This is a genomic window from Achromobacter xylosoxidans (assembly GCF_002192695.1).
Lineage (GTDB): Bacteria > Pseudomonadota > Gammaproteobacteria > Burkholderiales > Burkholderiaceae_B > Achromobacter > Achromobacter xylosoxidans_C.
In genome coordinates this window covers 81,020-107,326 of sequence record NZ_MTLG01000001.1, presented here as the reverse complement: position 1 = coordinate 107,326, position 26,307 = coordinate 81,020, and the positions used below count along the sequence as shown (strand labels likewise).

The 26,307-nt window shown below is 66.1% G+C and carries 24 protein-coding genes and 1 tRNA gene; 13 read left to right on the top strand and 12 right to left on the bottom strand.

Annotation, left to right across the window (positions count from 1 at the left end):
- Positions 1 to 116 precede the first annotated feature (116 nt).
- Positions 117 to 1,286, top strand: coding sequence for a site-specific integrase (locus BRO63_RS00485; RefSeq protein WP_088138026.1), 1,170 nt, complete (start codon positions 117 to 119; stop codon positions 1,284 to 1,286).
- An 80-nt stretch (positions 1,287 to 1,366) separates the two neighbouring features.
- On the opposite strand, the gene BRO63_RS00480 is transcribed toward BRO63_RS00485, so the two are convergent.
- Positions 1,367 to 1,441: transfer RNA gene (locus BRO63_RS00480), tRNA-Arg, on the bottom strand.
- 232 nt (positions 1,442 to 1,673) lie between these two features.
- On the opposite strand from BRO63_RS00480, the gene BRO63_RS00475 reads away from it, so the two are divergent.
- A complete protein-coding gene (locus BRO63_RS00475; RefSeq protein WP_088138025.1) occupies positions 1,674 to 2,579 on the top strand; it encodes a c-type cytochrome in 906 nt (301 codons plus the stop codon).
- 75 nt (positions 2,580 to 2,654) lie between these two features.
- Here BRO63_RS00475 and BRO63_RS00470 read toward each other — a convergent pair whose 3' ends face one another.
- From BRO63_RS00470 to BRO63_RS00455, 4 genes are read right to left on the bottom strand one after another with little or no spacing between them, the layout of a single operon-like run.
- Positions 2,655 to 3,620: a Bug family tripartite tricarboxylate transporter substrate binding protein gene (locus tag BRO63_RS00470; RefSeq protein WP_088138024.1), complete on the bottom strand. Its 966-nt coding sequence runs from the start codon at positions 3,618 to 3,620 to the stop codon at positions 2,655 to 2,657.
- 44 nt (positions 3,621 to 3,664) lie between these two features.
- Complete coding sequence (locus BRO63_RS00465; protein ID WP_088138023.1) at positions 3,665 to 4,177, bottom strand: carboxymuconolactone decarboxylase family protein; 513 nt, start codon at positions 4,175 to 4,177, stop codon at positions 3,665 to 3,667.
- Positions 4,178 to 4,200: 23 nt separating this feature from the next.
- The gene (locus BRO63_RS00460) at positions 4,201 to 5,022 is read right to left on the bottom strand and encodes an SDR family NAD(P)-dependent oxidoreductase (RefSeq protein ID WP_088138022.1); all 822 of its coding nucleotides are present in this window, start codon (positions 5,020 to 5,022) and stop codon (positions 4,201 to 4,203) included.
- Positions 5,023 to 5,039: 17 nt separating this feature from the next.
- Positions 5,040 to 5,834 carry an SDR family NAD(P)-dependent oxidoreductase gene (locus BRO63_RS00455; RefSeq protein ID WP_088138021.1) on the bottom strand — a complete coding sequence of 265 codons (795 nt, stop codon included), beginning with the start codon at positions 5,832 to 5,834 and terminating at the stop codon, positions 5,040 to 5,042.
- 92 nt (positions 5,835 to 5,926) lie between these two features.
- On the opposite strand from BRO63_RS00455, the gene BRO63_RS00450 reads away from it, so the two are divergent.
- On the top strand, positions 5,927 to 6,832 hold the full coding sequence (locus tag BRO63_RS00450) for a LysR family transcriptional regulator (RefSeq protein WP_088138020.1): 906 nt from the start codon (positions 5,927 to 5,929) through the stop codon (positions 6,830 to 6,832).
- A gap of 18 nt (positions 6,833 to 6,850) precedes the next feature.
- Here BRO63_RS00450 and BRO63_RS00445 read toward each other — a convergent pair whose 3' ends face one another.
- A complete protein-coding gene (locus BRO63_RS00445) occupies positions 6,851 to 7,624 on the bottom strand; it encodes an IclR family transcriptional regulator (protein ID WP_088138019.1) in 774 nt (257 codons plus the stop codon).
- Between the two features lie 213 nt (positions 7,625 to 7,837).
- Here BRO63_RS00445 and BRO63_RS00440 point away from each other — a divergent pair, with 213 nt between their 5' ends.
- From BRO63_RS00440 to BRO63_RS00430, 3 genes are read left to right on the top strand one after another with little or no spacing between them, the layout of a single operon-like run.
- A complete protein-coding gene (locus BRO63_RS00440) occupies positions 7,838 to 8,896 on the top strand; it encodes a CobW family GTP-binding protein (RefSeq protein WP_088138018.1) in 1,059 nt (352 codons plus the stop codon).
- Positions 8,877 to 10,310, top strand: a complete 1,434-nt coding sequence (locus BRO63_RS00435; protein WP_306425661.1) for a dihydroorotase — start codon at positions 8,877 to 8,879, stop codon at positions 10,308 to 10,310. The genes BRO63_RS00440 and BRO63_RS00435 overlap by 20 nt, the downstream gene beginning before the upstream one ends.
- 42 nt (positions 10,311 to 10,352) lie before the next feature.
- Positions 10,353 to 11,318, top strand: coding sequence for a Bug family tripartite tricarboxylate transporter substrate binding protein (locus BRO63_RS00430; protein ID WP_088138016.1), 966 nt, complete (start codon positions 10,353 to 10,355; stop codon positions 11,316 to 11,318).
- 96 nt (positions 11,319 to 11,414) lie between these two features.
- Here BRO63_RS00430 and BRO63_RS00425 read toward each other — a convergent pair whose 3' ends face one another.
- The 4 genes from BRO63_RS00425 to BRO63_RS00410 all read right to left on the bottom strand — a co-directional run bounded on the left by BRO63_RS00425 (position 11,415) and on the right by BRO63_RS00410 (position 16,207).
- Positions 11,415 to 12,941: a 3-hydroxyacyl-CoA dehydrogenase gene (locus BRO63_RS00425; protein WP_088138015.1), complete on the bottom strand. Its 1,527-nt coding sequence runs from the start codon at positions 12,939 to 12,941 to the stop codon at positions 11,415 to 11,417.
- 34 nt (positions 12,942 to 12,975) lie between these two features.
- Positions 12,976 to 14,205 (bottom strand): CaiB/BaiF CoA transferase family protein, encoded by a 1,230-nt coding sequence (locus tag BRO63_RS00420; protein ID WP_088138014.1) that lies wholly within the window; start codon positions 14,203 to 14,205, stop codon positions 12,976 to 12,978.
- A gap of 182 nt (positions 14,206 to 14,387) precedes the next feature.
- Positions 14,388 to 15,536, bottom strand: a complete 1,149-nt coding sequence (locus tag BRO63_RS00415; RefSeq protein WP_088138013.1) for an acyl-CoA dehydrogenase family protein — start codon at positions 15,534 to 15,536, stop codon at positions 14,388 to 14,390.
- 47 nt (positions 15,537 to 15,583) lie between these two features.
- Complete coding sequence (locus BRO63_RS00410; RefSeq protein WP_088138012.1) at positions 15,584 to 16,207, bottom strand: TetR/AcrR family transcriptional regulator; 624 nt, start codon at positions 16,205 to 16,207, stop codon at positions 15,584 to 15,586.
- 180 nt (positions 16,208 to 16,387) lie between these two features.
- Here BRO63_RS00410 and BRO63_RS00405 point away from each other — a divergent pair, with 180 nt between their 5' ends.
- Both BRO63_RS00405 and BRO63_RS00400 read left to right on the top strand, forming a co-directional pair.
- Positions 16,388 to 17,359, top strand: a complete 972-nt coding sequence (locus tag BRO63_RS00405) for an NAD(P)H-dependent flavin oxidoreductase (protein ID WP_088138043.1) — start codon at positions 16,388 to 16,390, stop codon at positions 17,357 to 17,359.
- Positions 17,356 to 18,096: an enoyl-CoA hydratase-related protein gene (locus BRO63_RS00400; RefSeq protein WP_088138011.1), complete on the top strand. Its 741-nt coding sequence runs from the start codon at positions 17,356 to 17,358 to the stop codon at positions 18,094 to 18,096. The genes BRO63_RS00405 and BRO63_RS00400 overlap by 4 nt, the downstream gene beginning before the upstream one ends.
- A gap of 46 nt (positions 18,097 to 18,142) precedes the next feature.
- On the opposite strand, the gene BRO63_RS00395 is transcribed toward BRO63_RS00400, so the two are convergent.
- Complete coding sequence (locus BRO63_RS00395) at positions 18,143 to 18,976, bottom strand: enoyl-CoA hydratase/isomerase family protein (RefSeq protein ID WP_013391155.1); 834 nt, start codon at positions 18,974 to 18,976, stop codon at positions 18,143 to 18,145.
- Positions 18,977 to 19,084: 108 nt separating this feature from the next.
- Here BRO63_RS00395 and BRO63_RS00390 point away from each other — a divergent pair, with 108 nt between their 5' ends.
- The 3 genes from BRO63_RS00390 (at position 19,085) to BRO63_RS00380 (ending at position 22,299) form a co-directional block, all read left to right on the top strand.
- On the top strand, positions 19,085 to 19,945 hold the full coding sequence (locus tag BRO63_RS00390; protein ID WP_088138010.1) for an NAD(P)H-hydrate dehydratase: 861 nt from the start codon (positions 19,085 to 19,087) through the stop codon (positions 19,943 to 19,945).
- Between the two features lie 120 nt (positions 19,946 to 20,065).
- Complete coding sequence (locus BRO63_RS00385) at positions 20,066 to 20,299, top strand: hypothetical protein (protein ID WP_088138009.1); 234 nt, start codon at positions 20,066 to 20,068, stop codon at positions 20,297 to 20,299.
- A gap of 386 nt (positions 20,300 to 20,685) precedes the next feature.
- Positions 20,686 to 22,299, top strand: coding sequence for an ABC transporter substrate-binding protein (locus BRO63_RS00380; RefSeq protein ID WP_088138008.1), 1,614 nt, complete (start codon positions 20,686 to 20,688; stop codon positions 22,297 to 22,299).
- Positions 22,300 to 22,408: 109 nt separating this feature from the next.
- On the opposite strand, the gene BRO63_RS00375 is transcribed toward BRO63_RS00380, so the two are convergent.
- Positions 22,409 to 23,323 (bottom strand): LysR family transcriptional regulator, encoded by a 915-nt coding sequence (locus tag BRO63_RS00375; protein ID WP_088138007.1) that lies wholly within the window; start codon positions 23,321 to 23,323, stop codon positions 22,409 to 22,411.
- A gap of 283 nt (positions 23,324 to 23,606) precedes the next feature.
- On the opposite strand from BRO63_RS00375, the gene BRO63_RS00370 reads away from it, so the two are divergent.
- Together BRO63_RS00370 and BRO63_RS00365 are read left to right on the top strand one after the other, a co-directional pair.
- Complete coding sequence (locus tag BRO63_RS00370; protein ID WP_088138006.1) at positions 23,607 to 24,578, top strand: succinylglutamate desuccinylase/aspartoacylase domain-containing protein; 972 nt, start codon at positions 23,607 to 23,609, stop codon at positions 24,576 to 24,578.
- Between the two features lie 61 nt (positions 24,579 to 24,639).
- On the top strand, positions 24,640 to 26,271 hold the full coding sequence (locus BRO63_RS00365; RefSeq protein WP_088138005.1) for an ABC transporter substrate-binding protein: 1,632 nt from the start codon (positions 24,640 to 24,642) through the stop codon (positions 26,269 to 26,271).
- The last annotated feature ends 36 nt before the right edge of the window (positions 26,272 to 26,307 follow it).

Sequence of the window (26,307 nt, the reverse complement as noted above, 5' to 3'; positions counted from 1 at the left end):
GGTAGATCTGTCCATTCGTTCCGGCATCTGATCCGAGACGGCTACCTGATCGAGGGCAAACACTGGAAATGGTCCGACGACAACCGCCAACACATCAATCTTGAAGCGTACGACGAATGGGTATCAGAGAGCACCTCGAAGGGATCGAAGCGAGGACGACGTCGATCCGAATCGACTTCCGCTGGAACAATCAGCGCTACCGTGAACGTGTAAACCTGAGCCCTACCGCCGCCAACATGCGGGCGGCAGCGCGCATGAGAAACGAGATCCTACAAGCAATTGACCTGGGCGTGTTCACGTGGGACGACTTTGCGCGTCACTTCCCTGACTCCCCGAGCATCCCGGCCAAAGAAGTGTCCGCTCGAGGAGCCACCTTCAACGAGATGGCCGACATGTGGCTGAAGCTCAACAGTCACAAAGCTGCAACGACCCTGAGCGAGTACGAGAACCTGCTGAACTCCCGCTGGCGCCCGTTGTATGGGCATCGCCCGATTGCGGAGATCACCTTCGAAGAACTGGCCATGGATGTAGCCGCATTTCCACGCGTGGCGGCGAAGACGTTCAACAACATGATGACACCGGCTCGTCAAGTTTGGGCGTTGGCCCTCAAGATGCGGAAAGTGACGGAGAACATCACGCTGGAGATTGAAAGCCGCAAGGGCCAAGAACCTGAACCGGATCCTCTGCTCATGTCGGAAGTGCTTCAAGTCGTCCAGCACGTCGAAGAACACTTTGGTGCGGCCTGGCGGAATTACTTCGAAGTAGCGTTCTTCACCGGTGTCAGACCGTCAGAACTAATCGCCCTGCTATGGACGAGCGTAGATCTTTCAAGAGAACAAATCCGTATCGACCGTGCGCTCGTGCGGCGCCACCACAAGGCGACTAAGACATACAAGTCACGGGACGTGGATCTGCAGCAACCGGCGCTCGAAGCACTCAAACGCCAAAGGCAACTGACGTTTCGCCCCGGGGGGCATGTGTTCCTGAATCCTCAAACTGGGGAGCCATTCGTGGATACGGCAGATCCGGTTCGAAAGGTGTGGCGTCCGACCCTATCCGCCTTGGGCATCCGTGATCGGGATGCGCGCCAGACTCGGCATACATATGCCACGCTTGGTCTACACGCTGGAATGAACCCTGGCTATCTCTCACGCCAGATGGGTCATAAGAATGCGCAGATGTTCTTCCGCGTCTATTCCAAGTGGATTGATGGGGAATCCAACCAACGGGAAAAGGCGAAGATGGCGGCCCTATATGCCGAGCATTTGCCTGCCCGGGAGCCGTAATTGGAAGTCCAAAGAACTCGCGTTAATTCGCATGATTTGGCCCCAAAATGGACCCAAAAAAACGTAAGCCCTTGATTTGATGGCGCGCCCGACAGGAATCGAACCTGTATCAAGAGCTTCGGAAACTCTCATTCTATCCATTGAACTACGGGCGCAGCGCAAGGAGGCGGTATTGTACCCAGTTTTCGCGGAACTGCATGAACGGGATCAAATCTTCCGTCAAACTCAGCGAAAACCCCGTCGGTTGCATTGGACTCGTGTCTATGACACCGTTATATAATCCAGCGTTTGCTTGCAAGGCGGGCTCTTCATGCCGCCGACTTGTGCAGTACTGATTTTCTGTTGCCGCCGCCAGGCGCCCCCGGTACCCGTTAGCAGGATTTGGTCATGAGCAACGAGCAGGAACACATAGAAGAGCACTCCTCCCCCATCAAGACCCCGAAGCAACTGATCGTCACGATCGTCCTGTCTTTCGTGATCCCGATCGCCATCATCATCCTATTGGTGAACATGGTGGTCTCGGGCAACAAGACAGGAGCGGGTTCGGACACGCTGTCCCAAGAAGCCGTCGCCAAGCGCATTGCCCCGGTCGCGGGCTTCCAGCTGGTCGATGCGAATGCCCCCAAGGTCTTCAAGACCGGCGAACAGGTCTTCGCCGCCGTCTGTACGGCCTGTCATACCGCCGGCGTGGCTGGCGCACCCAAGGTGGGCGATAACGCCGCCTGGGCGCCCTTCATCACCGCGGGCTACGACGCCATGATGAACGTGGCCCTGCACGGCAAGGGCGGCATGCCCGCCAAGGGCGGCAACCCCACGCTGTCCGACTACGAAGTCGCGCGCGCCGTGGTGTACATGGCCAACAAGTCGGGCGCTTCCCTGCCCGAGCCCGCCGCTCCGGCCGCGGAAGGCGACAAGAAGGAAGCGGCTGCCGCGCCCGCCGCTGCTGCACCCGCCGCTGCTGCCCCGGTTGTTGCCGCTGCTCCAGCCGCCGCCGCACCGGCGCCTGCCCCGGCAGCGCCCGCCGCCGCGCCGCAAGCCGCGGCAGCGGTCAATCCGGCCGGCGAAAAGCTGTACAAGAGCGTCTGCTTTGCCTGCCATGCCACCGGCGTGGCCAACGCTCCCAAGTTCGGCGACAAGGCCGCCTGGGATCCTTTCATCAAGACCGGCATGGACGCCATGGTGAAGGTCGCCATGCAGGGCAAGCCGCCGATGCCGCCGAAGGGCGGCGCGGCCAACGCCTCGGAAGACGATATCCGCGCAGCGGTGCAGTACATGGTGGATGCGGCGAAGTAAGACTCGCCTCCCATGATGAAAAAAGCCCCTTGAGCAAATCAAGGGGCTTTTTCTTTGCGCGCGCTGGCGCGCCGATTATTCGCGGATCAGGCCGATCGCCTTGGAAAACAATGCTCGCTGCTCCTGCAGATAGGCGCCATACTCCTGCGGGCTCAGCACGCTGATTTCCGCGCCTATGCCGCCCAGGGTCTTGTTCACCTCATCACCCTGCTCCGCCACGACCTTGCGGGCGGCCTGGTACAAGGCGTCGACCACCTGGGGCGGCGTGCCCTTGGGCGCCATCAGCCCGTAGATGGTGGGGCTGCCGACGTCGTAGCCCAGTTCGCGCAGGGTCGGCACGTCCGGATAGGCCGCCAGCCGCTTGCTGCTGAAGACGGCCAGCGGCCGCAAGCCGCCGGACTGGATATGCGCCTGCGCCGGCCCCACCGCGGACACGGCGATATCCGTGTGGCCGCCCAGCAAGGCGGTGACCGCCGGCGTGCTGCCCTGGAAGGGAATATGGCGCAATTTGACCTTGGCCTCCGAGGCGAACGTTTCGCCCAGCAGATGGCTGATGCCCATGGCGCCCGAGGTGCCATAGGAGATGGCATCGGGACGCGCGTTGGCGTCGGCCACCACGTCGGCCAGGGTCTTGTACCTGGACTTCCCGGGCGCGACGATCATCATGCCGCCCAGGGATATCGCGGCAACCGGAGCAAAGGACTCCGTCGTGTACTTGATTTCCTTGTTGGCCAGCGGGACCACGACCAGCGCCCCCGGCGAACTGCCCACGATGGTGTAGCCGTCGGGCGCCGCCGAGGCCGTATATGCCGCGCCTATGCCTCCTCCCGCGCCGGGCTTGTAGTTCATCACGATGGGCTGGCCCAGGTATTGCCCCATCTTCTCGGTGATGGGCCGCAGCATCTGGTCGGTATCGCCGGGCGCGAACGGAATGATCAGTTGCACCGGTTTTGCCGGATAGCCGGCATGGGCCGGCGCGCTCAGGGCCAGGCCCAGCGCAAGGGATGCGAACGCGCCACCAAATCGTTTGAAGCTATGCATGCATGTCTCCTGTTTTTTTATTTACCGGCTGTGCAAGAAGCCGTTCATTCGTGGTCGATCTGTATCGCCTCCAGAAAGCGCGACACCATGTTGTACGCGGCCACCGTGGCCGTGATCTCGACGATCGCGCGGGCATCGAAAGCCTCGCGGACGGCTGCGAACGTGGCGTCCCGGACCCGGATGTCGCGCGTCATCTCATCGCAATACGCCATGGCCGCGCGTTCGCCCGAGTCCAGCGATGCGAAATTGCCGGTCTTCAAGCCCTGCACCTGGTCTTCGTTGCAGCCCGCCTTCAAGGCGATCGGCAGATGCTGCTCGAATTCGTAATCGGCCTGGTTCAGCACCGCGACGCGCAGGATGAGCATCTCCCGCAGTTTGGGTGCAAGCCCGCTGTGCTGGCGTATCGCCGTGAGATAGGCCAGCCAGCCTTGCGCCACCGGGGGGCTGTTGAGCAGCATCCGATAAAGATTCGGCAGGCTGGACCGCTCCCGTTCGATGCGTTCGACCAGCGGCCGGATCTCCGGCCTGGCGATATCCGCATATTCAATTCGCGCCATCGTGATTCTCCTCAGCTTGGTTTTCAGTCGCAGCGGGCGCTCATGCCCCCGTCCACGATCAGTTCGGTTCCGGTGATGAAACGCGCCTCGTCCGAGGCCAGAAAGAGCACGGCATTGGCCGTGTCCCGGCCATCGCCGGAAAGCGGCAACGGAATGCGGCGGCGCCGTCGCTCCAGCAGGGCGTCGATGTCGCCCGCGCTCTGCTGGCCGGCGAGGAAGGCATCGACCAGCGGCGTATGGAGCTGGCCCGGCAAGACCGTATTGATGCGCACCCCCTTGCTGGCGTATTCCACGGCGGCCACTCGGCCGAACTGCATCACGCCCGCCTTGGCTGCCGCATAGCCGACCTGCGGCGCGCCGGTCCAGCGTATGGCCGAGGTCGAGGACACGTTGACCACGGCGCCCGCGCCCTGCGCCTGCATGATGGGCAGGACATGTTGGCAGGTCGTGAACACCGAGGTCAGGTTCAGGTCGAGCTGCCTGCGCCAATCCGCTTGGGTAAGCGCCGCCGGACCGCCGGGGATGGGACCTCCCACGTTGTTGACCAGAATGTCGATCCGTCCGTGACGCCGCGCCACCGCTTGGACCAGCGCTGCGACCTGCGCCACGTCGCCCACGTCGCAGATCTGGGTTTCGATGCGGGACTGGTAGCGTCCCGCCAACTCCAGGGTCTCGGGCAGGGACTCCGGCCGTATGTCCACCGCGACCACCACGGCCCCCTCCTGGGCGAAGCGCACGGCGATCGCTCGTCCGTTGCCCCAGCCCGGTCCGACGCACCCAGCGCCGAAGATCAGGGCCACCTTGCCCGCCAGGCGCCCGGCGCCCGCTTGCTCATGCACGTTCATCGCGACTGTCCCCCGGCTCAACGCGTTGCCATGGTGATGCCGCCGTCCACCACGATCTGCTGCCCCGTGATGTAGCGGCTCTCATCGCTGGCCAGGAAAGCCACGGCATGGGCCACGTCCCAGGCGTCGCCCATGCGGCCCGCCGGCACTTGGGCATGGCGGTGCGCCACGAAACCCTCGTAATCGCCCTTGGCGTATTTCTGCGCCAGGCGCTCCACCAGGGGCGTGAACATCAGTCCCGGCACCACCGAATTCAGCCGCACGCCGTCTTGCGCATAGATGACCGCGGTGGTGGCCGTCATCTGCATCAGGGCGGCCTTGGCGGCGGCGTAGCCGACCTGGGGTTTGCCCGCATAACGCAGCCCGGCGATGGATGAAATGTTGATAATCGATCCTCCACCGGCGCTCTTCATGAGGGGGATGACGTGCTTGCAGCACAAGAAGGCGGAGGTCAGGTTCACCTGGATCTGATCGTGCCAAAGATCCTCCGGCATGGAGACCGGATCGCCCGGTTCCGAGCGGCCCACGTTGTTGACCAGCACGTCGATGCGGCCGTATGTATCCATGCAGGCCCGCACCAGCTCCGCCACTTGCTCGCCGTCCGTGACGTCGCACTGCCGGACCGTGATCCTGCCGCCCTCGGCGGCCACGGCCTGCGCGGACTGGCGCGCCGCGTCGATGTTCAGGTCGCACCCGAAAACCGCAGCGCCCTGCCTGGCAAGCACCGCCGCGGCGGCCTTGCCATTGCCCCACCCCTCGCCCAGCGTGCCGCAACCGGTCACCAGGGCTACCTTGCCATCAAGACGAAACATCCCAGCTCCAGAGAAAGATCGTGAAGCAAAGGCTAAGGCAGCCAGGCCCTCCAGTTAAGTTCCGATTTGAACGGCATTGATAGACAAAAAGAATGAATCTGACGACGAGACAACTGCGCATCTTCGTGCTGCTGGCCGAAACACTGAGTTTTCAGAAAACGGCCGAGATGCTGCACGTCACTCAGCCCACGCTGAGCAAACTGCTGAAGGAAACGGAAGAGACGCTGGGCGTCAAACTCTTCGAGCGCACCACCCGCATGGTGCGCCTGTCGCGCGAAGGCCAGGACATCCTGGAGATCGCGCGCAAGATCACTGCACTGCATGAGAAAGGCATGCTGGAACTGGACCAGCGGCTGCGCGACCGCAACAGCCGCGTCGCCGTCGCGGCCTTGCCCACGCTTGCAGCGTCGCTCATTCCGCTATTGATCCAGAGCCTCGCGCGCAAGCGCCCTCGGATCCGCGTGGAGGTCTACGATCCCATCGCCAACGAAGCCTTGCAATTGCTGCGCGAGCGGCGGGTGGACATCGCCGTGACCACGATGAACGAGGAAGGCGCTTCCGACCTGGTCTATCAGGAGTTGTTTACCGAACCCTTCGTGCTGTTCCACAGCGCCCAGATCAAACCGGACGTCACGCGTTGGATGCCCACGGAACTGGCCCGGCTGCCGTTGATCAGCATGCCTCCTGGCACCAGCGTGCGCGTGCTGACCGAACGCGCCTTCCAGGCCGCGTCCCAGCCCTTCAATCCGCTCTATTCCCTGCGGGACCTGAACACCATCGCGCGCTTCGTGCAGCACAACTGCGGTATTGCGCTGTTGCCGGAGTCGTCGCTGGACAACGCGACGCAGCGCGGCGTGCGCAAGACCCGCCTGCGGCAGGCGCTCTCGCGCTCGGTCGGCATGTATGTCCGGCGGGAGAGCGAGCCCTCGGAGTTGCTGCGCCACACGCTGGATGAATTGCGCCGCCTGGGCCGGGACCGCCAGTTGCGATCCGATTGAGCGGCCTGGGGCCTGTGTTCAGGCGCGCGCCACCCAGGCGCCTTCCACCTCGGCCAACTCGCTGCTGATCTGGCCGGCAGCCTCGATGACGGCCGCGCGGAAAGGCTCGAGACGGCAATGCTCGGTGCGCACGATCAGGCTCAATCCGGCCACCACGCGCTGCTCCAGGAAAATGGGCGCCGCGATGCCTATGGTCCCCGGCGTGATCTCGGAATCGCTGACGGCGACGCCCGCCTCGCGGATGGCATCGAGTTCCAGGCACAGGTCCTTCAGGCTCTTCCAGTGCGAAATGGCGCGCACTTCCTCTTCATGGGCCAGGTACATGCGTTCCAGGGCGCGGCGGCTCTGGTGCGCCAGGATGACTTTGGAGGTCGCGCCGCGAAACATCGGCATGGTGGCGCCGCGTTCATAGCGGCCGACGCGCGCGGCCGGATCACCGATTTCCTGGTGGATGCACATGACCTTGTCCTGGTAGCTGCGCGTGAGCACCGATGCCGACGAGGGCGTGGTCGCCTCCACCAGCCGCCGCATCAGCGGCTCCGCCACCTTGAGCAAGGGGTCGCCATGGCGCATCAGCAGGTCGAAATGGGCAAACGTGGGCCCCAGCACATAGCGCGCGCCCATGACCGGGGTCAGGAAATCGGCGCGCACCAGCTCCTGCACGTCGCGGTAGGCCGAGCTGACAGAGACATCCATTTCGACGGCGATCTCCTCGACCGACCATGCGGCGCTCCTGTCATAGAGCTGCAGGATGTGCAGTATCCGGTTGCGCGTCCTGATTTCACCCGCCACGTCGATCTCTCCCTGTCGCTACGCCCATGCGGCGCGTGATTTCGCATCCATTGCGAAATTTCATTGCTCCGCGATTCTAGCAGCGTCGCCCTACCCCGCTGGACCGAGGCGCGCCGCGCGAAACGAGGGGGGTCTTGCCAAAGCGCGAACTCGATGCAAAAATCCATTTAGTCGCAATGGTTGCGAATTTAATGTTTTTTGCAAAGGTGAATCATGGCAAACGGCGAAACTTCAGAAACGCGCATTCCGGTCACTTTGCTGACGGGCTTTCTGGGCAGCGGCAAGACCACTCTGTTGAATCACTGGCTGCGCGACCCGGCGCTGGCCGATGCGGCGGTCATCGTCAACGAGTTTGGGGAGATCGGCATCGATCACGCGCTGATCGCCAGCAGCAACGACAACACCATCGAACTGAGCACAGGATGCCTGTGCTGCACCGTGCAAGGCGATCTGGTCGAGACGCTGCGCGACCTGCGCGCCAAGCGCAGCGCCGGCCAGATCCCGGCCTTCGACCGCGTCCTGATCGAGACCACCGGCATGGCCGACGTGGTGCCGGTCATCCAGGCCTTGATGACGTTTCCGGTGGCGCGTTCGTTTCGCCTGAACCGCGTGCTGACCGTGGTGGACGCCGTCAACGGGCCGGCCACCCTGGCCGCGCACCCGGAGGCCGTCAAGCAAGTGGCTGTCGCCGATGCCTTGATCGTCACCAAGACCGACCTGCCCGGCGCGGACGTGGCGGCGCTGGTGGACACGCTGGCGCGCGCCAACCCCGGCGCCACGCGTGTGGTCTGCAACCCTGCGGCCCGGCCGGATGCCACCGTGCTGGAAGGGCCTGACGTCTATGACGTGGACGTGCGCCCGGAGCAAGCCCGGCTATGGCTCAACGCCGCGCCCTACGCGGACGGGCACGAGCATCACCATGCACACACGCATGCCCACGACCATGCGCGCATCGACAGCTTCTGCCTGGACTTCGCCGACCCCTTGCACTGGCCGCAGGTCAGCGCCTGGCTGGATGCGCTGGTCATGGCGCACCCGGACGAACTGCTGCGCGTGAAGGGCATCCTGCACATCGCCGGCCACGAACGCCCCATCGTGCTGCAAGCGGTGCAGCGCCTGTTCCATCCGCCAGCCGAGTTGCCGCACTGGCCCGACACGGACCGGCAATCCCGCATGGTTTTCATCACCAAGGGCCTGAGCAAGGACTACGTCATGCAGGTCTGGGACACCGTGCGCCAGCGCGCCCTCCCGCCTGCCGCCCGCGCGGCCTGATCGTTTTGCCATTCCCCAACACAAGGAAAACAGCATGGACACTTTGATCAAAAACGGCCTGGTGGTCACTCCCCAGGGACAGGTGCACGCCTCCATCGGCATCCGCGACGGCAAGATCGCCGGCTTGTACGAGGCCGGCAGCGAGCCCGACGCGCGCAACGTCATCGATGCCAGCGGCCTGGCAGTATTGCCAGGCGCCATCGACATGCACTCGCACCACCGCCAGGGCTCGCAGAAGGGATTCGAGTACAAGGACACCATCCTCACCGCCACGCAGCAATGCGCGGCCGGCGGCGTCACCACCAGCGTGGGCATGCCCAACGTCAATCCGCCGCCCAACTCGCTGGACCTGCTGGAGAAGCAGTTCGCCATCTACCGCAGCGATGCCGTGGTCGACTGGAACTTCAACCCGGCGCCGACGATAGAGTCGGAAATGGAAGCCATGACCGCCACGGGCATTGCGGCGTTCAAGATCTTCATGGTGGTGGACACGGGTCGAGACTACCCGCACATGCCTGGCATCGGCGTGCATGACCACGGCAAGCTGCTGCGCATCATGCAGCGCTGCGCCGAACTGGACGTGCCCTTGATGGTGCATCCCCACGACCAGGCCCTGATGGACGTGATCGAACAGACCTACTGGGACCGGGGCGAGCGCGACGCCCTCGCCTATGCACGCGCCTACGCCGCCCATGATGGCGTGATCTGGGAAACCGCCATCGCCACCCTGCTGCGGCTGCAGAAGGCGGCCGGCTGCCATCTGCACATCCTGCACACCCAGACCGCTGGCAGCGTGCAGCTCATCCGCGAGGCCAAGGCGGCGGGCCAGAAGGTCACCTGCGAGATCAATCCCTGGGCCCTGTTCCTGGGTTGCGAATGGTCGGCCATCCAGCGCCTGGGCTCGTATGCGCTGTCGTACTGGGTGCCCGAGAAGAACGTGCCCGGCTTGTGGGAAGGCCTCAACGACGGAACGATCGACATCATCGCCACCGACCATGCGCCGCACACGCGTGAAGAAAAGGAAGTGGGCTGGACCGATGGCTGGAAGGCCCATACCGGCACACCGTCGACGCAGTTCTACCTGAGCATGTTCCTGACGGCGGCCCAGGAAGGCAAGATCAGCCTGGAGCGCGTGGCCGAGGCATGTTCCGCCAAGCCCGCCGAGTTGTTCCGGCTGCGCGACAAGGGCGAAATCCGCGCGGGCCTGGACGCCGACCTGGTGCTGGTCGATCTGGAGACCGAATACGAAGTGCGCGACGAGGACGTGCTCAGCCTGGTGGGCTGGAGTCCCTACGCCGGCCGCCGCCTCAAGGGCAAGCCGGTGCACACGCTGGTCCGCGGCGCCACGGTGTATGCGGACGGTAAAGTGGTCGGCGCCAAGGGCGGCGGCCGGATGGCGGCCGCGGTCCGCTGAAGCCCGCGCCGCGCACCAACTACGACACAAGGGGAAAACATCATGAATCGTCGTCAGTTCTCGCGGCTGCTGGCCTCTGCGCCATTGCTGCTGCCCGCGTTGGTCCGCGCCCAGGAAGGGGCCGCCATCACGTTGATCGTGCCTTACCCGCCCGGCGGCAACACCGACTATGTGGCGCGCATTACCTCCGATTCGTTGCGCCGCACCTTGGGCTCGTCGGTCGTCGTGAAGAACCAAGCCGGTGCTGGCGGCACCATCGCCACCGATGCGTTGATACGCTCGCGCAACGACGGCAACACGCTGATGGTGGGTTCGATCGGCCAGGTTTCGCTGGTGCGGTTCCTGTTCAATGTGCGTTACGACCCGTTGAACGATCTGGTGCCGGTCGCCAACATCGCCAGCAATCCGCTGGTGCTCACGGTGCCGTCCAGTTCGCGTTTCCAGAGTCTGGCGCAGCTGATCGAGTATGGCCGAGCCAAACCGGGCGCGCTGACCGTCGCGCACGGCGGCGAGGGGTCGATGTCGCATATGTCGGTGCTGGTGTTTCTCAAGCGCGCCGGCATCGAGGCGACGCTGATCGGCTATCGCGGCGGCGCGCCCGCCCTGCTCGACACCATGGGCGGCACGACCGATCTTTACTCGGCCAATATCTCCGAAATCCTGCCGTACAAGGACAGCGGCCGCATTCGCTTCCTGGGAGTTTCCAGCCGCCAGCCCGTGCCTCAGCTGCCCGGCGTGCCGGCCATCGCCGACACCATCGCCGGACACGAGATCGAAACCTGGAACGGCCTGTTCGCGCCGCCCGGCACGCCCGCCGAGGTCGTGGACAGGCTGGCCGACGCCGTGCAGGTCATGTTGCGCGACCCGGACGTGTTGAGCAAATTCGACGCGTCCGGCAGCCAGCCGCGGGCAGGCGAAGTGAAGGAGAAGTTCGCCCGGCGCATCCGCGACGACATCGCACTGTGGACGCCGCTGGTGTCGCTGATCGGCGTCAAGCCGGCGAACTGAGACGGCCCGCCCCGCAAAAAAGGCCCGCAAGACACGAAGTCTTGCAGGCCTTTTTTTGCATGCCAGGGCGGCGCCTGCCATGCGCATCCCGTCACATCACTGTTCGCCAGCCGCCTTGGTCAGCGACATGCCCAGCTGCACGCGGCGCTGCAGCCACAGGCTGGGGCGATAGCGCGGATCGCCGGTCACGCGCTGCATGCTTTTCAGGATTTCCAGGATGCGGTCGGCGCCGAGCTTGTCGCCCAGGGCCAGCGGACCCACCGGATAGCCCAGGCCCAGCGTCACCGCCAGGTCGATGTCCTTGGGCGTGGCGATCTGCTGCTGCGCGATGTCGCTGGCGATGTTGACGATGGTGGCGACGATGCGCTGGGCGATGAAGCCGGGCGAATCCTCGATCACCGTGACGGGCACGCCGTCGGCGGCCAGCAGCGCGTGCGCGGCGTCGCGCCACTTGGCTTCGGTGGCGGGCGACACCATGATGGTGCGGCGCTTGGCGCTGTCGAAGGCGTAGAGCGTGTCCAGGCCGACCGTGCGGGCCGCGTTCAGGCCTTGCGCGGAAACGGTGGTGGAGACGTCTTCGCCGTAGGGCGTGACCAGGATGAGCGCGTCGGCGTCAGGCGTGGAGCCGGTCACCAGCGTGGCGCCCAGCTTTTCCACCAGCGCGGCGGCGCGGGCATAGCCTTCGGCGTGCTTGGGGCTGACCCAGACCTTCAGGTTCTCGGGCAGCGCGGGCACGGGCGGCTCGGCCGGCACCTGCTTCTGGCCGTCGGCGTAGACGTAGAAGCCTTCGCCGGCCTTGCGGCCGATCAGGCCGCCGGCCAGGCGCACGGTGGTGATGGGCGAGGGACGGAAGCGCGGCTCGTCGAAGAACTGGCGGTAGATGGATTCCATGACGGGGTGGGACACGTCCAGCGCCGTCAGGTCCAGCAGTTCGAAGGGGCCCATGCGGAAACCGGCCTGCTCGCGCATCACGGCGTCGACCTGGGCGAAGGTCGCCACGGCTTCCTGCGCCACGCGCAGGCCTTCGGTATTCATGCCGCGGCCAGCGTGGTTGACGATGAAGCCCGGCATGTCCTTGGCGCGCACGGGCGTGTGGCCCATGCGGCGCGCCAGCTCGGCCAGCGCGTCGCCGACTTCGGGCGCGCTGCGCAGGCCGTCGATGACTTCGACCACCTTCATCAGGGCGACCGGGTTGAAGAAGTGGTAGCCGGCCACGCGCTGCGGCCGCTTGCAGGCGGCGGCGATGGCGGTGATCGACAGCGACGAGGTGTTCGACGCCAGGATGCAGTCTTCGGCCACCACGCCTTCCAGCGCGGCGAACAGGTCGCGCTTGACGTCCAGGCGCTCGACGATGGCTTCCACCACCAGCTGGCAGTTCGACATGTCGGTCAGCGCGGTGGCGGATTCCACGCGCTCCAGCGCCGCCTGTGCGTCGGCGGCGCTCAGCTTGCCTTTCTGGGCCAGCTTGTCCCAGGTCTGGCGCAGCGACTCGCGCGCCGCCGCAACAGCGTCCGCGCTGGTGTCGTACAGGCGCACGCGCAGCCCGGCTTGCGCCGCGATCTGCGCGATGCCGCGCCCCATGGCCCCGGCGCCGACGACGCCGATGGTTTGAATCTCCTTCATCAACACTCTCCTGCTTTCTTTTATTGAATGGGGTTCAGGGCCGGCTTTGCGCCAGCGCCAGGATTTCTTCGGCCGACAGGCCCAGCTTCTCGGACAGCACCTGCTCGGTGTGCTCGCCCAGCATGGGCGGCGGACGGCGGTACTCGACCGGGCTGTCGGAAAACTTCAACGGGCTGGAGGCGATGGGCACCGTGCCCGCGGTCGGATGCGGCATTTCACGCTTCATGCCGCGCGCCAGGACCTGCGGGTCTTCGTAAACCTGGTCCAGCGTGTTGATGGGGCCGGCGGGAACGCCCACGCCTTCCAGCGCCGCCAGCCAATGGTCGCGCGCGCCGGTGGCCATGCGTTCGGCCAGGAGCGGCACCAGCTCGGCGCGGTTCTTCACGCGCTGCGGATTGGTGGCAAAGCGCGGGTCGGCCGACAGTTCGGGCAGGCCGATCGCGCCGCAGTAGTTGCGGAACTGGCTGTCGTTGCCGACCGCCACGATCAGGTGGCCGTCGCTGGCCGCGAAGACCTGGTAGGGCACCAGGTTCTGGTGCGCGTTGCCGGCGCGCTTGGGCGCCACGCCCGAGGTCATGTAGTTGAGGTTCTGGTTGGCCAGCATGCTGACCTGGCAGTCCAGCAGCGCCATGTCGATGTGCTGGCCCAGGCCGCTGCGCGAGCGCTCATGCAGCGCGGCCAGGATGCCGACCGTGGAGTACATGCCGGTCATCAGGTCGGTCACGGCCACGCCCGCCTTCTGCGGACCGCCGCCGGGCAGGTCGTCGCGTTCGCCGGTGATGCTCATCAGGCCGCCCATGCCCTGGATCATGAAGTCATAGCCGGGACGGCTGGCGTAGGGGCCGGTCTGGCCGAAGCCGGTGATGGAGCAGTAGATCAGGCGCGGATTGAGTTCCTTCAGGCTTTCGTAGTCCAGGCCGTACTTGGAGAGGCCGCCCACCTTGAAGTTTTCCACCAGGATGTCGCTTTGCAGCGCCAGTTCGCGCACCAGCTCGGCGCCGCGCGGCGAAGCGATATCCAGCGCCACCGACAGCTTGTTGCGGTTGGCGGACAGGTAATAGGCCGCTTCCGTGGTGTCGTTGCCCGCCTCGTCCTTCAGGTACGGAGGCCCCCAGGCCCGGGTGTCGTCGCCCGCGCCGGGGCGTTCGATCTTGATGACCTCGGCGCCGAGGTCGGCAAGGTTCTGGGTGCACCAGGGACCCGCCAGGACGCGGGTGAGGTCCAGCACGCGTATGCCGGTAAGGGGAGCGGGACGTTGCGACATTAGTCTTTTCGCTAGAAGAGAAATGAAAACGTCTGGCTTGCGGCTGCGCGCAAGCCAGACTGGAATTCCGTCATGCCGGCGGCGCGCGGCCGCTGGCGCGTCATATTCCGGCGCGGCCAGAGGCCGTGCGCCGGATCACCGTCAGTCATGCAGGATATTAGCCTCTTGCGCCGGGTCCGCGCTCAGGAATGCGCCTTGATGGTTTCGCGGGCGATCACCAGCTGCTGGATCTGCGAGGTGCCCTCGAAGATGCGGAACAGGCGCACATCGCGGTAGAAGCGTTCGACCGCGTACTCGGACATATAGCCGGCGCCGCCGTGGATCTGCACCGCGCGGTCGGCCACGCGGCCCACCATTTCGGTGGCGTACAGCTTGCTGCAGGCGGCCTGCATGGTGGTGTTTTCGCCGCGGTCGCGCATGCGGGCGGCGTCCAGCACCATGCATCGCGCGGCGTAGAGTTCGGCCTGGCTGTCGGCGATCATGGCCTGGATCAGCTGGAATTCGGCAATGGGCTGGCCGAATTGCTTACGCTCAATGGCGTACTTCACGGCGTCGCTCAGCAGGCGGTCGGCGATGCCCACGCACAACGCCGAGATGTGCAGGCGGCCCTTGTCCAGCACCCGCATCGAGGTGCGGAAACCGTTGCCTTCTTCTCCGCCCAGCAGCGCGCTGGCCGGGACGCGGCAGTTGTCGAACACCACGTCGCTGGTCAGGGCGCCGGCCTGGCCCATCTTTTTGTCGGGTTTGCCGATGGTCAGGCCCGGCGTGCCGGCTTCGACCAGGAAGCACGAAATGGAATTGGCGCGGCGTTCCGGCGCGGTGCGCGCCATGACCGAGAACAGGCCGGCGATGGGCGCGTTGGTGATGTAGCGCTTGGTGCCGTTGAGCACGTAGCTGTCGCCGTCGCGCACCGCGGACAGGCGCAGCGCCATCGCGTCGGAACCGGCGTCGGGTTCGGTCAGCGCGAACGAACCTATCAGTTCGCCGCTGGCCAGCTTGGGCAGGTAGCGGGCGCGCTGCTCGTCGGTGCCGGCCAGCACGATGGCCTGCGAGCCGATGCCGATATTGGTGCCGGCCAGCGAGCGGAACGCGGGCGAGGTCTGCCCCAGCTCGAACACCACGCGCACTTCCTCTTCCATGGTCAGGCCCAGGCCGCCATGGTCGGGCGAGATGGACAGGCCGAACAGGCCCAGCTCGCGCATCTCGTTGACGATATCCGGCGGCACCTGGCCGCTTTCGGCCAGTTCGTCTTCGGCGGGGATCAGGCGTTCGTGCACGAAGCGGCGCACGGCGTCCAGCAGCAGGTTCAGGGTTTCGGTGTCGAGGGCCATGATGGAAGTCTCAAGAAAATGCGGGGCAAGCCGGGGACAGCCGCGCCTCAGGCGCGCATGCCTCCGACCAGTAGATCGAAATAGCCGGCGGCGATGGCTTCGGCGCTGTCGCCCTGGCCGGGCTTGTACCAGCGCACCATCCAATTCAGCATGGACAGCACGGCGCGGCCCGCCGCGGCCACGTCCAGCGCGCGGAACTCGCCGGCGGCGACGCCTTGCGCGATCAGCTCGCGCAGGCGCTTCTCGTAGCCGTCGCGCAGCCGGGCGGCGTCTTCGCGTTCGGTCAGGGCCATGCCGGAATAGCCGATCAGCATGGTGACGAATTCGGCGTGGTGCTGTTCGAAGTAGCGCGCATGGCCGACCATGAAGGCGCGCAGCCGGGCGGTAGCGCCCTCGGCCCGCGCCACGTCCTGGGCCACGGCCTGGGTCAGGCCGCTCAGCACGACCAGGATGATGGCGTCGTAGATGTCCTGCTTGGTGGTGTAGTAGTGGTAGATGGCCGCCTTGGACACGCCCAGCGCGGCGGCCAGGTCGGACACCGAGCTGCCGTCATAGCCGCTGCGGGCGAAAAGCTTGGCGGCTTCTTCCAGGATGCGTTCGCGGGGGGCCGCCACGGTGGGCGGACGGCCGGCGCGGGCGCGCTTCTGGGCGGGAGGGGCGGAGGTCGCCATGGCTGCCTTTGCAAGGGCTGCGCCGCTGCTGCTGGAGGGACTCGCGTACCTCCATTGACAGCGCTTCGGCGCATGCCGTTTAATAAGGATTAATTAATTACCGGACGGTCGGTAGATAATTATAGGCACACCCGACTACGATGCTCAAGCCCTCTTGTGACCTTTTTCCGCGACGACGCCATGCCCCACTCTCTCGTGACTGATTTGTACGGCCAGATGTCCCTGCCGGTCATCTGCGCCCCGATGTTCATCGTGTCCAACCCCAAGCTGGTGGTGGCGCAGTGCACCAGCGGCATCGTGGGTTCGTTCCCCGCTCTGAACGCGCGTCCGCAGAGCCTGCTGACCGACTGGCTGGACGAAGTCCAGGCCGGCCTGGCCTCGCACCGCGAGGCCAACCCTGGCGCGACCGTGGCGCCGTTCGCAGTCAACCAGATCATCCACCAGTCCAACGACCGGTTGGAGCAGGACCTGGCCGTATGCGCCAGCCACCGCGTGCCGCTCATCATCACCAGCCTGCGCGCCCCCGGCGACCTGGTCAAAGGCGTGCATGACTGGGGCGGCAAGGTGTTCCATGACGTGACCACGATCCGCCACGCCGAAAAGGCGCTGGAAGCCGGCGTGGACGGGTTGATCCTGGTGTGCGCCGGGGCCGGCGGCCACGCGGGCACGCTCAGCCCCTTTGCGCTGGTGTCCGAAGTGCGCCGCTTCTATGACGGCCCGCTGATCCTGTCGGGCGCGATCACCTCGGGCGCGCACATCCTGGCCGCCCAGGCCATGGGCGCGGACTTCGCCTACATGGGCACGCGCTTCATCGCCAGCGAGGAAGCCAACGCCAGCGAAGGCTACAAATCCGCCATCGTCGACGCCAGCGCCTCGGACATCCTGTACACGCCGTTCTTCACCGGCATCCCCGGCAACTACCTGAAGGCCAGCATCGCCGCCGCCGGGCTGGACCCGGCCAACCTGCCGCAGCCCGATAGCGGCGCGTCGAATTTCGGTTCCAGCCGGGTCAAGCCCTGGAAGGACATCTGGGGCGCGGGCCAGGGCGTGGGCGGCATCGCCAGCGTGCAGCCGACGCGCCGGATCGTGGACACGTTGCGTAGCGAGTATGCGGACGCGCGGGCCCGACTGGCCGGCGACTTCGGCGCATGAGCGCCGGACTGCAAGTCAGCCGCGACGGCGCGGTGCTGACGCTGACCATCAACCGGCCGGACCGCCGCAACGCGCTGGATACCGCGACCTATGCGGCGCTGACCGAACAGATCGCGCTGGCCTCGGCCGACACGGCGGTGGCGGCGGTGATCCTGACCGGCGCGGGCGAGCATTTCACGGCGGGCAACGATTTGCGCGACTTCCAGGCGGAACGCGGCGCGGGCGACAGCGCCGGCCTGACTTTCCTGCGCACGTTGGCGACGGCCGAAGTACCTGTGATCGCCGCAGTCGAAGGCTATGCCGTCGGCATAGGCGTGACCCTGCTGCAGCATTGCGATTTTGTTTACACCGGCGAAGGCGCCACCTTCCGCATCCCATTCGTGGCGCTGGGCTTGTGCCCGGAGGGCGCCTCGAGCCTGCTGATGCCGCGGCTGGTTGGCGCCCGCCGCGCCGCCGAATGGCTGCTGCAGGGCAAACCGTTCACGGCGCAAGAGGCCTGCGACGCCGGGCTGGGCACGTCGGTCACGCCCAAGGGCCAGGCGCTGGCGGCGGCGCAAGCCACCGCCGCCGATCTGGTGCGCCAGCCGCCCGCCGCGCTGCGCCTGACCAAGGCCATGTTGCGCCGTCCGGACCGCCAGGCGATCCAGGACACGCTGGACTACGAAGCCCAGCAGTTCCGCCTGCGCCTGCAATCCGAGGAAGCGCAGGCGGCGTTCGCGAAGTTCTTCAAGAAGTAGGCAGGCCGGATTGCGCGCCCTGCCCTGGCGCGCGCAATCCCTCGCCTCAGAACGGCGAATCCGGACGGAAGTTAGGCGCGCGGCGTTCGCGCAGGGACTGGATCCCTTCGCGCACGTCCGGGCCGCCGAAACCCATGAATTCCAGCGCCAGCGACGTATCGAAGCTGGGCCCGGCCATGCGCAGCCAGTTGTTCAGCGAGTACTTGGTCCAGCGGATGGCGGTCTGGGAACCCGCGGCCAGCTTGTTGGCGACTTCGAAGGCGCGGCCGATGAGTTCGGCCTCGTCCACGCACAGCGACACCAGGCCGATGCGTTCGGCTTCCTCGCCGGTCACGGTTTCGCACAGCATCAGGTAGTACTTGGCGCGCGCCATGCCGCAAAGCAGCGGCCAGACGATGGCGGCGTGATCGCCGGCCGTCACGCCCAGGCGGGTGTGGCCGTCGATGATGCGCGCATCGCGCGCCGCGATGGAGATGTCGGCCAGCAGGCCCGCCACCAGGCCCGCACCCACGGCCGCGCCGTGCATGGCGGACACGATGGGCTTGTTGCAGTTGATGATGTTGTAGACCAGGTCGCGCGCTTCGCGCCAGACGCGGGTGCGCACGTCGAAATCATCGGCCATCTGCTGCACCAGGTCCAGGTCGCCCCCGCCCGAAAAGCCCTTGCCCTCGCCGCGGATCACCACCACCCGGGTGTCCGGGTCGGTGTCGATATCGCGCCAGATGTCGGCCAGTTCGCGGTGCATGCGATCGTCGGCCGTGGACAGCTTGCCCGGCTTGCCGCCCTTGGCGCCCATGATCACCTCCAGCACCCCGCCGGGGTGCCGGCGCAGCTTCAGGGACTCATAGGCGGAATAGTGTTCCAGCGTGATATCGCTCATATTCGTCTCCATCTTGTCTGTTGGCCCAACCGGATGCCGGCTGGTTTGGGCGCACTATAGTAGATACGCGCCCTCGCGCCACGCCGATTTCCCCAGGAGCCTCAGCCCATGAACACACCCGCCCCGACTGACGGCGGCGCGATCGACCGCGCCGCCCTGCCCGCCCTGTTCGCGCGGCGCGGCCCGGACAGCCACAAGGGCAGTTTCGGCACGGTGGGCGTAGTGGGCGGCGGCCCCGGGATGACGGGCGCGGCCCTGCTTGCCGCACGGGCGGCCCTGAAGATTGGCGCCGGCAAGGTGCTGGTCGGTTTTGCCCAAGAGGCCGCGCCCCTGGCCTGCGATCCGCTGCAACCCGAATTGATGCTGCGCGACGCCCGCTCCCTGCTGGAGGAGGACTGGGGCGTCACCGCCTGGGTGGCCGGCTGCGGCATAGGCACGGGCGCGCTGGCGGCCAATACGCTATCCGAACTGTTCGTGCTGCGGCGCGAAGCGCCGCTGGTGCTGGACGCGGATGGCCTGAACCTGCTGGCCGGCGGCGACATCCAGCCCAATTGGGGTGCGGGCCCCGTGGTGCTGACCCCGCACCCGGCCGAAGCCGGGCGCCTGCTGGGCATCGCCACGGCCGAGGTGCAGGCCGACCGCCCGGGCGCCGCCTGGCAACTGGCGCAGCGCTACCGGGCCTGGGTGGTGCTGAAGGGCGCGGGCACCGTGGTCTGCGCCCCCGACGGCGCACTGCGCGTCAATACCAGCGGCAATCCCGGACTGGCGACGGCCGGAACCGGGGACGTATTGGCAGGCATGCTGGGCTCGCTGATCGCCCAGAAGCTGCCGTTGGACCAGGCCGTGGCCGGGGCCGTCTGGCTGCACGGCGCAGCAGCGGACGCGCTGGTCGCCCAGGGTGTCGGCCCCATCGGACTGACCGCCGGAGAGCTGGCGGATGCCGCCCGCGCCCTGCGAAATGCCGGCTAAGTCCCTGGGGAATAAACATTTTTACAACATATAGGGGTTTACCCTAAAAATAGCATTGCATCGACTCTAGGGTTATCCCTATAATGGTTTACACCAAGACGAAACGGACTGGAGCAAACCATGAGCGAACTGACCCTGAACCACACTGCCCGCCTGACCGACGCGCTGGAGCGCGATCTGCTCCGCGGCGCCCTCGAGAACCAACCGAATTCCCATCCGCTGACCAACCTGAAGAAGGCTGGTCAAGCCGTAGCAGCAGCTGTTGCCGCCGTGTTTTCCTTCATCGACGAAGTGAACGATTCGATGAACAAGGCCCGCGCCGCCAGCTCGCGCTTCTCCGGCTCGCAGTGGTAAGCCCTGCCGCGCCGGCCTGAGTCGCGATCGATCTCCCGCGATTCAGCCTGGCGCGACCCCGCCGCAACGCCCGCCGGTTTCCCGGCGCCCCTTGCGGCGGTTCTTCGGCGCCCCGTCCCTCACCCGGGCGCCATCGCGCCGCGCAGGCCTCCAGACGAGGCAGCGCGGCGCCCTCATTTCCCCTCCCTCTCCGCGTTTTCCCTAGCGCCGCGCTTGCCATTGCGCATTGACAGTGCGCGAAGCCCCTACCGATAATCGGCCCCTTGCCGTCGCGCCCGGCGCCAAAACCCCCTGAGCCCCTTCCAGGCGACGCTGCCCTTGCGGCTGGCGCAGGCCGGTTTACACGCAGGCGCGATCCGGTTCGTTTCCCATCCGGAGTTGTCACCATGAAGTTGCGCACCACCCTGGCCCTTGCGGCCGCCGCCATTCCCCTGGCCGCCGCCCAAGCCCAGACGCTGAAGATTGGCCTGTCGGCCGAACCCACCTCGGCGGACCCCCACTATCACAAGATGACGCAGAACGACGCGTTCTCCGCGCACGTCTACAGTTCCCTGGTGGGCCGCAGCGCCGACATGAAGCTGGTGCCCGCCCTGGCCACCTCGTGGAAGACGCTGGACGACCAGACCTGGGAATTCAAGCTGCGCGACGACGTCAAGTTCTCCAACGGCAAGCCGTTCACGTCCGAAGACGTGCTGTTCACCATCTGCCGCACGCTGAACAACGAAACCAACGTGTCGCAGTCCTACATGGACATGACCAAGCGCATCACCGACGTGCAGACGCCGGACGCGCACACCGTCATCATCAAGACCGGCGAACCGTTCCCGCTGATGCCCGCCGAACTGGCGCGCTCGCTGCCCATCGTCTGGAACGGCATCGTCGAACACGGCAAGCTCACGTTCGACCCCAAGAAGGGTTGCGGCGTGACCGGCGCCTGGCCCACCGTGGCCGACTTCAACAACGGCAAGGATGCCATCGGCACCGGCCCGTACACCCTGAAGTCCTACGTCAAGGGCACCGGCATCGAGCTGGTCCGCAATGAAAACTACTGGGGTCCCAAGCCGTACTGGAAGGAAGTGAAGTTCGTGCCGGTGCCGTCGGCCGGCCCGCGCCTGACCGGCCTGCTGTCCGGCGACTTCGACATGATCGAAAACCCCGCCGCGCGCGACCTGCCGCGCCTGAAGGACAACCCCAAGTTCGGTTTCGTCGCCACCCCGTCGACCCGCCTGGTGTTCTTCCAGCCGGACGTGGGCCGCAACCCCAGCCCCTTCGTCAAGAGCGCCGACGGCAAGAACCCGCTGCAGGACCTGCGCGTGCGCAAGGCTATCTCCATGGCCATCGACCGCAAGACCATCACCGCCCGCATCATGGACGGCATGGCCACGCCCGCCTTCCAGTACATGCCGGACGGCATGTTCGGCGCGCTGCCCCAGGCGCCGGAAATCAAGTTCGACCCGGAAGGCGCCAAGAAGCTGCTGGCCGAAGCCGGCTACCCGAACGGCTTTGAACTGACGCTGTCGTCCACCAACGACCGCTACGTCAACGACGGCCAGGTGGCGCAAGCCGTGGCCCAGTACCTGGCCCGCGTCGGCATCAAGACCAATGTGGACGCCATGACGGCCTCCATCTACTTCCCCAAGCGCGCCAAGCGCGAGTTCAGCTTCTCGATGGGCGGCTGGCCGGCGGAAACGGGTGAAGCCTCGGCGCTGTTCCAACTGTGGGTGGCTTCCCTGGATTCCCCCAACAGCCTGGGCACCAGCAACTACGGCGGCTTCAGCAACGCCGACTTCGACAAGGTCTACAAGCAGGCCATCGTGACCGTCGACGCGCCCAAGCGCGAAAAGCTGCTGCAGGAATCCACCCAGATCGCGCTGGACAACGTGCCGCTGATCCCGCTGCACTTCGAAAGCAGCATCTGGGCCTTCCGCAAGGGCATCACCTACGAAGGCCGCCGCGACCAGTACACGCTGGCCACCTCGGTCACGCCTGAAACGAAGTAATCAGGTCCGCCTGAACGAAAAACGGCTGCCTCAGGGCAGCCGTTTTTTTTGCCGCCGGGCGCACGCCCTTGGTGGCTGCGGCATGGAGGCTTACTTCACCCTTGCCGGGCTATGCGGCCGCCCTGCCTTGCAGCGCATCGTCCAGTTCCCGCGCCAGCAGTTCGACGAACGCTTCGGCCGCCGGCGGCAGCACCCGGCCCGGCATGACCTGGATCTGCAAGGTGCGCGATTGCAGCTCGGCATTGGAAATCGGCACGGCGATCAGCTCGTCGCGCCGCAGGCTCCAGGCCACCGAGATGTAGCCGCTGAGCATGATGGCGTCCGACCCGAAGACGAAGCCGTGCAGCGGCGAGGAATCGTTGCAAGTCAGCGCCGGCTCCAGCTGCACCGACTCCAGCGCGCAGCCCATCTCGAACAGCTGGCGCGTGGTGGTGCCCGGCCCGGTCAGCGCCAGCGGGTACTGGCTGAGATCCTGCAGGCTGACACTGGCCCGGCCCGCCAGCGGATGGTCGGCCGCCATTACCGCATGCACCGGCGCGCGCCGCGAATAGCGCGGGCTGACTCCGCCGATGCGTTCGGCGATGAAGACCATGCCTAGTTCCACGCTGCCTTCAGCCACCCGGCGGCTGACTTCGGCCGGCGAACCCACATGCAGATCAAAGCGGATGTTGGGCCAATCGCGGCGAAAGCGCGCCATCACCGAGGGCAGGAAAATCCGCGCCACGCCCTCGACGGACGCCACCCGGATCTCGTTGCGCGCCGTGCCCTTGATGGCGGCGATCTCCTGCAGCACGGAGTCGGCTTCCAGCATGGTGCGGCGGGCATGCGTCAGCAGCAGTTGCCCGGCCTCGCTCAGCACCATGCCGCGCGCTGCGCGCTCGAACAGGGGCGCGCCCGCTTCTTCCTCCAGCTTGGCGATCTGCCGGCTGATGGCCGACACCGCCACATGCAGGCGCTCGGACGCGCCGCTCAGGCTGCCCGCCTGGGCAACCTCCAGAAAGTACTTCAAGGCGATGCCGTGCATCGTCAGCCCCTCGCGGTTCTCAAGCAATGGGAATGGGGAACAAGCTTTGCCTTTTCTGCAAAGCTCGAGATAAATATTCTAATTGTAGAGAAAGCAGCCAAGCTCCTAGAATTCGCCCAATACTCGAAGGCGGCGCGCGTCTGACGCGCCCTCTATATAAGGGAAAACCCGTGCCAGCAGCCTATTTCAGCGCCCGCCGCGCCACGGCGCGCGCTCATCTCCGCATCTAACCGCTCCCCCAGCGCCATCGCCTATACAATCCCGTCGCTTCATCGGAGTTCCCATGCCCACGTCCGCCCCCGCGTCCACCCCGCGCCCGTTTCTACTTGCCTGTCCGAACTTGTCGGCGGAGCGAGTGGGCAACACGGATACCCCGGGGGTCTGGCATTTCGATTCGGGCGTGCCGGGCAAGCGCGTCATGCTGAGCGCGCTGATCCACGGCAATGAACTTTGCGGCGCCTGGGCGCTGAAGGACGCGTTGACGGCGGGCCTGCGGCCGCGCCGGGGGTCGCTGACGCTGGCCTTCTGCAATCTGGCCGCGTTCGACCGCTTCGATCCCGCCAACTACGCGCCCGCGCGCTTCGTCGACGAAGACATGAACCGCGTCTGGAGCGACGACAAGCTGAGCGTGCCCACCAGCCAGGAACGCCGCCGCGCGGCCGAGATCCGGCCTTGGGTGGAGCAGGCCGACTGGCTGCTGGACTTCCATTCGATGAGCAATTCCGACGTGCCGCTGCAGCTGACCGGCATGGAACAGCGCAATATCGACCTGGCGCTGGCCCTGGGCAATCCCGCCACCATCATCGCCGACGCCGGCCACGCCGCGGGCGTGCGCATGCGCGACTACGGCCGCTTCGGCGAAGCCGGCGACAACGGCACCCGTTCCCTACTGATCGAATGTGGCTTTCACGGTGCGCCCGAGGCGCGCGGCGTCGCCATCGACCAGATGGCGCGCTTCCTGGTGGCAGCGGGCACGGTGGACAGCAACGACCTGCCCGAAGCCTGGTTCGTGCCCGCAGCGCCTGCGCAGCGCGCGCTGCGCGTGACGCATGCGGTCGCCGCCAAGAGCGCCGATTTCCGCTTCGACCAACCCTGGAAGGGCCTGGAAACGCTGGCCCGCGCCGGCACCCTGATCGGCTGGTCCGAGGGCGAGCCCGTCGTCACGCCTTATGACGATTGCGTGCTGATCATGCCGTCCACCGCCAATCTGCGGCCCGGCGTGACCGTGGTCCGGCTGGCGCAGCCCATCGCCTGAAGATCCGCGGCAGTCCGCCGCCTTGCAATATAAAAAACCAATACAACAAAGGGACAAATCCATGTCTGCCCAGACGCTCTACCGCAGCATGCTCACAGCCTTCGCCATGGCCGCCTGTACCTCCACGGCCATCGCGCAGGATGCCGCCGGCGTCCTGCGGATCGGCCTGTCGTCCGAGCCGACGTCGATGGATCCGCACTACCACCAGGCCACGCCGAACGATGCGATGACCTCGCACATGTTCGAGACGCTGGTTGGCCAGGACGCCAAGATGAACCTGATCCCGCGCCTGGCCACGGCCTGGAAGCCGGTGGACGACACGACCTGGGAATTCACGCTGCGCGAGGGCGTCAAGTTTTCCAACGGCCAGCCCTTCACGCCGCAGGACGTGCTGTTCACCTTCTGCCGCGTGGTCAACAACGAGCAGTCCATCAGCAGCTCGTACCCCGCCATCGTCCAGAAATTCGCCGACGTGCAGGTGCGCGACGGCAACACCCTGGTGATCAAGACGCGCCAGCCCTATCCGCTGCTGCCCAACGACCTGACCCGCATGGGCATGCTGTGGAATGGCATCGCCGAGCATGGCACGATCACTTTCGACCTGAAGAACAAGTGCGGCGTCACCGGCGCCTGGCCCACCGTGGCCGACTTCAACACCGGCCGCTCCGTGATCGGTACCGGCGCCTACACCCTGAAGAGCTACGTCAAGGGTACCGCCATCGAGCTGACGCGCAACGACGCCTACTGGGGCGAGAAGCCGGCATGGAAGGACGTGAAGCTGGTGCCGGTGCCGGCTGCCGGCCCGCGCCTGACCGGCCTCTTGGCGGGCGACTTCGACCTGATCGAAAACCCCGCCGCGCGCGACGTGAAGCGCATTTCGGAAACGCCGGGCTTCGGCCACGTCATCACGCCGTCGGTGCGCGTGGTGTACTTCCAGCCCGACGTGGCGCGCAGCCCCAGCCCCGGCGTCAAGGCCGCGGACGGCAAGAACCCGCTGCAGGACGCGCGCGTGCGCCGCGCCATGTCGCTGGCCATCGACCGCAAGACCATCGCCGCGCGCATCATGGACGGCGCCGCCACGCCGGCCAACCAGTTCCTGCCCGACGGCATGTTCGGCACCCTGCCCAATCCGCCCGAACTCAAGTACGACCCGGCCGCCGCCAAGAAGCTGCTGGCCGAGGCCGGCTATCCGGACGGCTTCGAGCTGGTGGTCTCGTCCACCAACGACCGCTACATCAACGACGCGCAGATCTCGCAGGCGGTGGCGCAATACCTGTCGCGCGTGGGCATCAAGACCACGGTCGACACCATGACGCGCTCGGTCTACTTCCCCAAGCGCGCCAAGCGCGAGTTCAGCTTCGCCATGGGCGGCTGGTCCTCGGAAACCGGCGAGGCCTCGTCCTTCCTGCAATACTGGGTCAGCGCGTTCGACAAGGAACACGGCCTGGGCACCAGCAACTACGGCGGCTATGACAACCCCGAGTTCGACCGCGTGTTCAAGCGCGCGCTGGTCACCGTGGACCCGGCCGCGCGCGAAAAGCTGCTGCAGGAATCGCTGACGCTGGCGCTGGCCGACCTGCCCAGCATTCCCCTGCATTTCGAAAGCAGCATCTGGGCGTTCCGCAAGGGACTGACCTATGAAGGCCGCGCCGACCAGTACACCCTGGCCATGTCGGCCAAGCCCGCCAAGTAAGCAATACGCGGCGTCCGCAACCCCTGAGCCCACCAA

What these genes read in the sequence shown, in the direction of transcription:
- BRO63_RS00420 (WP_088138014.1), bottom strand. Translation starts at nt 14,205, where the DNA reads ATGTCGCAACGTCCCGCTCCCCTTACCGGCATACGCGTGCTGGACCTC.
- BRO63_RS00375 (WP_088138007.1), bottom strand. Translation starts at nt 23,323, where the DNA reads ATGCACGGCATCGCCTTGAAGTACTTTCTGGAGGTTGCCCAGGCGGGC.
- BRO63_RS00475 (WP_088138025.1), top strand. Translation starts at nt 1,674, where the DNA reads ATGAGCAACGAGCAGGAACACATAGAAGAGCACTCCTCCCCCATCAAG.
- BRO63_RS00430 (WP_088138016.1), top strand. Translation starts at nt 10,353, where the DNA reads ATGAATCGTCGTCAGTTCTCGCGGCTGCTGGCCTCTGCGCCATTGCTG.
- BRO63_RS00400 (WP_088138011.1), top strand. Translation starts at nt 17,356, where the DNA reads ATGAGCGCCGGACTGCAAGTCAGCCGCGACGGCGCGGTGCTGACGCTG.
- BRO63_RS00405 (WP_088138043.1), top strand. Translation starts at nt 16,388, where the DNA reads ATGCCCCACTCTCTCGTGACTGATTTGTACGGCCAGATGTCCCTGCCG.
- BRO63_RS00465 (WP_088138023.1), bottom strand. Translation starts at nt 4,177, where the DNA reads ATGGCGCGAATTGAATATGCGGATATCGCCAGGCCGGAGATCCGGCCG.
- BRO63_RS00365 (WP_088138005.1), top strand. Translation starts at nt 24,640, where the DNA reads ATGTCTGCCCAGACGCTCTACCGCAGCATGCTCACAGCCTTCGCCATG.
- BRO63_RS00485 (WP_088138026.1), top strand. Translation starts at nt 117, where the DNA reads ATGGGTATCAGAGAGCACCTCGAAGGGATCGAAGCGAGGACGACGTCG.
- BRO63_RS00390 (WP_088138010.1), top strand. Translation starts at nt 19,085, where the DNA reads ATGAACACACCCGCCCCGACTGACGGCGGCGCGATCGACCGCGCCGCC.
- BRO63_RS00450 (WP_088138020.1), top strand. Translation starts at nt 5,927, where the DNA reads ATGAATCTGACGACGAGACAACTGCGCATCTTCGTGCTGCTGGCCGAA.
- BRO63_RS00370 (WP_088138006.1), top strand. Translation starts at nt 23,607, where the DNA reads ATGCCCACGTCCGCCCCCGCGTCCACCCCGCGCCCGTTTCTACTTGCC.
- BRO63_RS00415 (WP_088138013.1), bottom strand. Translation starts at nt 15,536, where the DNA reads ATGGCCCTCGACACCGAAACCCTGAACCTGCTGCTGGACGCCGTGCGC.
- BRO63_RS00440 (WP_088138018.1), top strand. Translation starts at nt 7,838, where the DNA reads ATGGCAAACGGCGAAACTTCAGAAACGCGCATTCCGGTCACTTTGCTG.
- BRO63_RS00425 (WP_088138015.1), bottom strand. Translation starts at nt 12,941, where the DNA reads ATGAAGGAGATTCAAACCATCGGCGTCGTCGGCGCCGGGGCCATGGGG.
- BRO63_RS00380 (WP_088138008.1), top strand. Translation starts at nt 20,686, where the DNA reads ATGAAGTTGCGCACCACCCTGGCCCTTGCGGCCGCCGCCATTCCCCTG.
- BRO63_RS00455 (WP_088138021.1), bottom strand. Translation starts at nt 5,834, where the DNA reads ATGTTTCGTCTTGATGGCAAGGTAGCCCTGGTGACCGGTTGCGGCACG.
- BRO63_RS00410 (WP_088138012.1), bottom strand. Translation starts at nt 16,207, where the DNA reads ATGGCGACCTCCGCCCCTCCCGCCCAGAAGCGCGCCCGCGCCGGCCGT.
- BRO63_RS00385 (WP_088138009.1), top strand. Translation starts at nt 20,066, where the DNA reads ATGAGCGAACTGACCCTGAACCACACTGCCCGCCTGACCGACGCGCTG.
- BRO63_RS00460 (WP_088138022.1), bottom strand. Translation starts at nt 5,022, where the DNA reads ATGAACGTGCATGAGCAAGCGGGCGCCGGGCGCCTGGCGGGCAAGGTG.
- BRO63_RS00395 (WP_013391155.1), bottom strand. Translation starts at nt 18,976, where the DNA reads ATGAGCGATATCACGCTGGAACACTATTCCGCCTATGAGTCCCTGAAG.
- BRO63_RS00470 (WP_088138024.1), bottom strand. Translation starts at nt 3,620, where the DNA reads ATGCATAGCTTCAAACGATTTGGTGGCGCGTTCGCATCCCTTGCGCTG.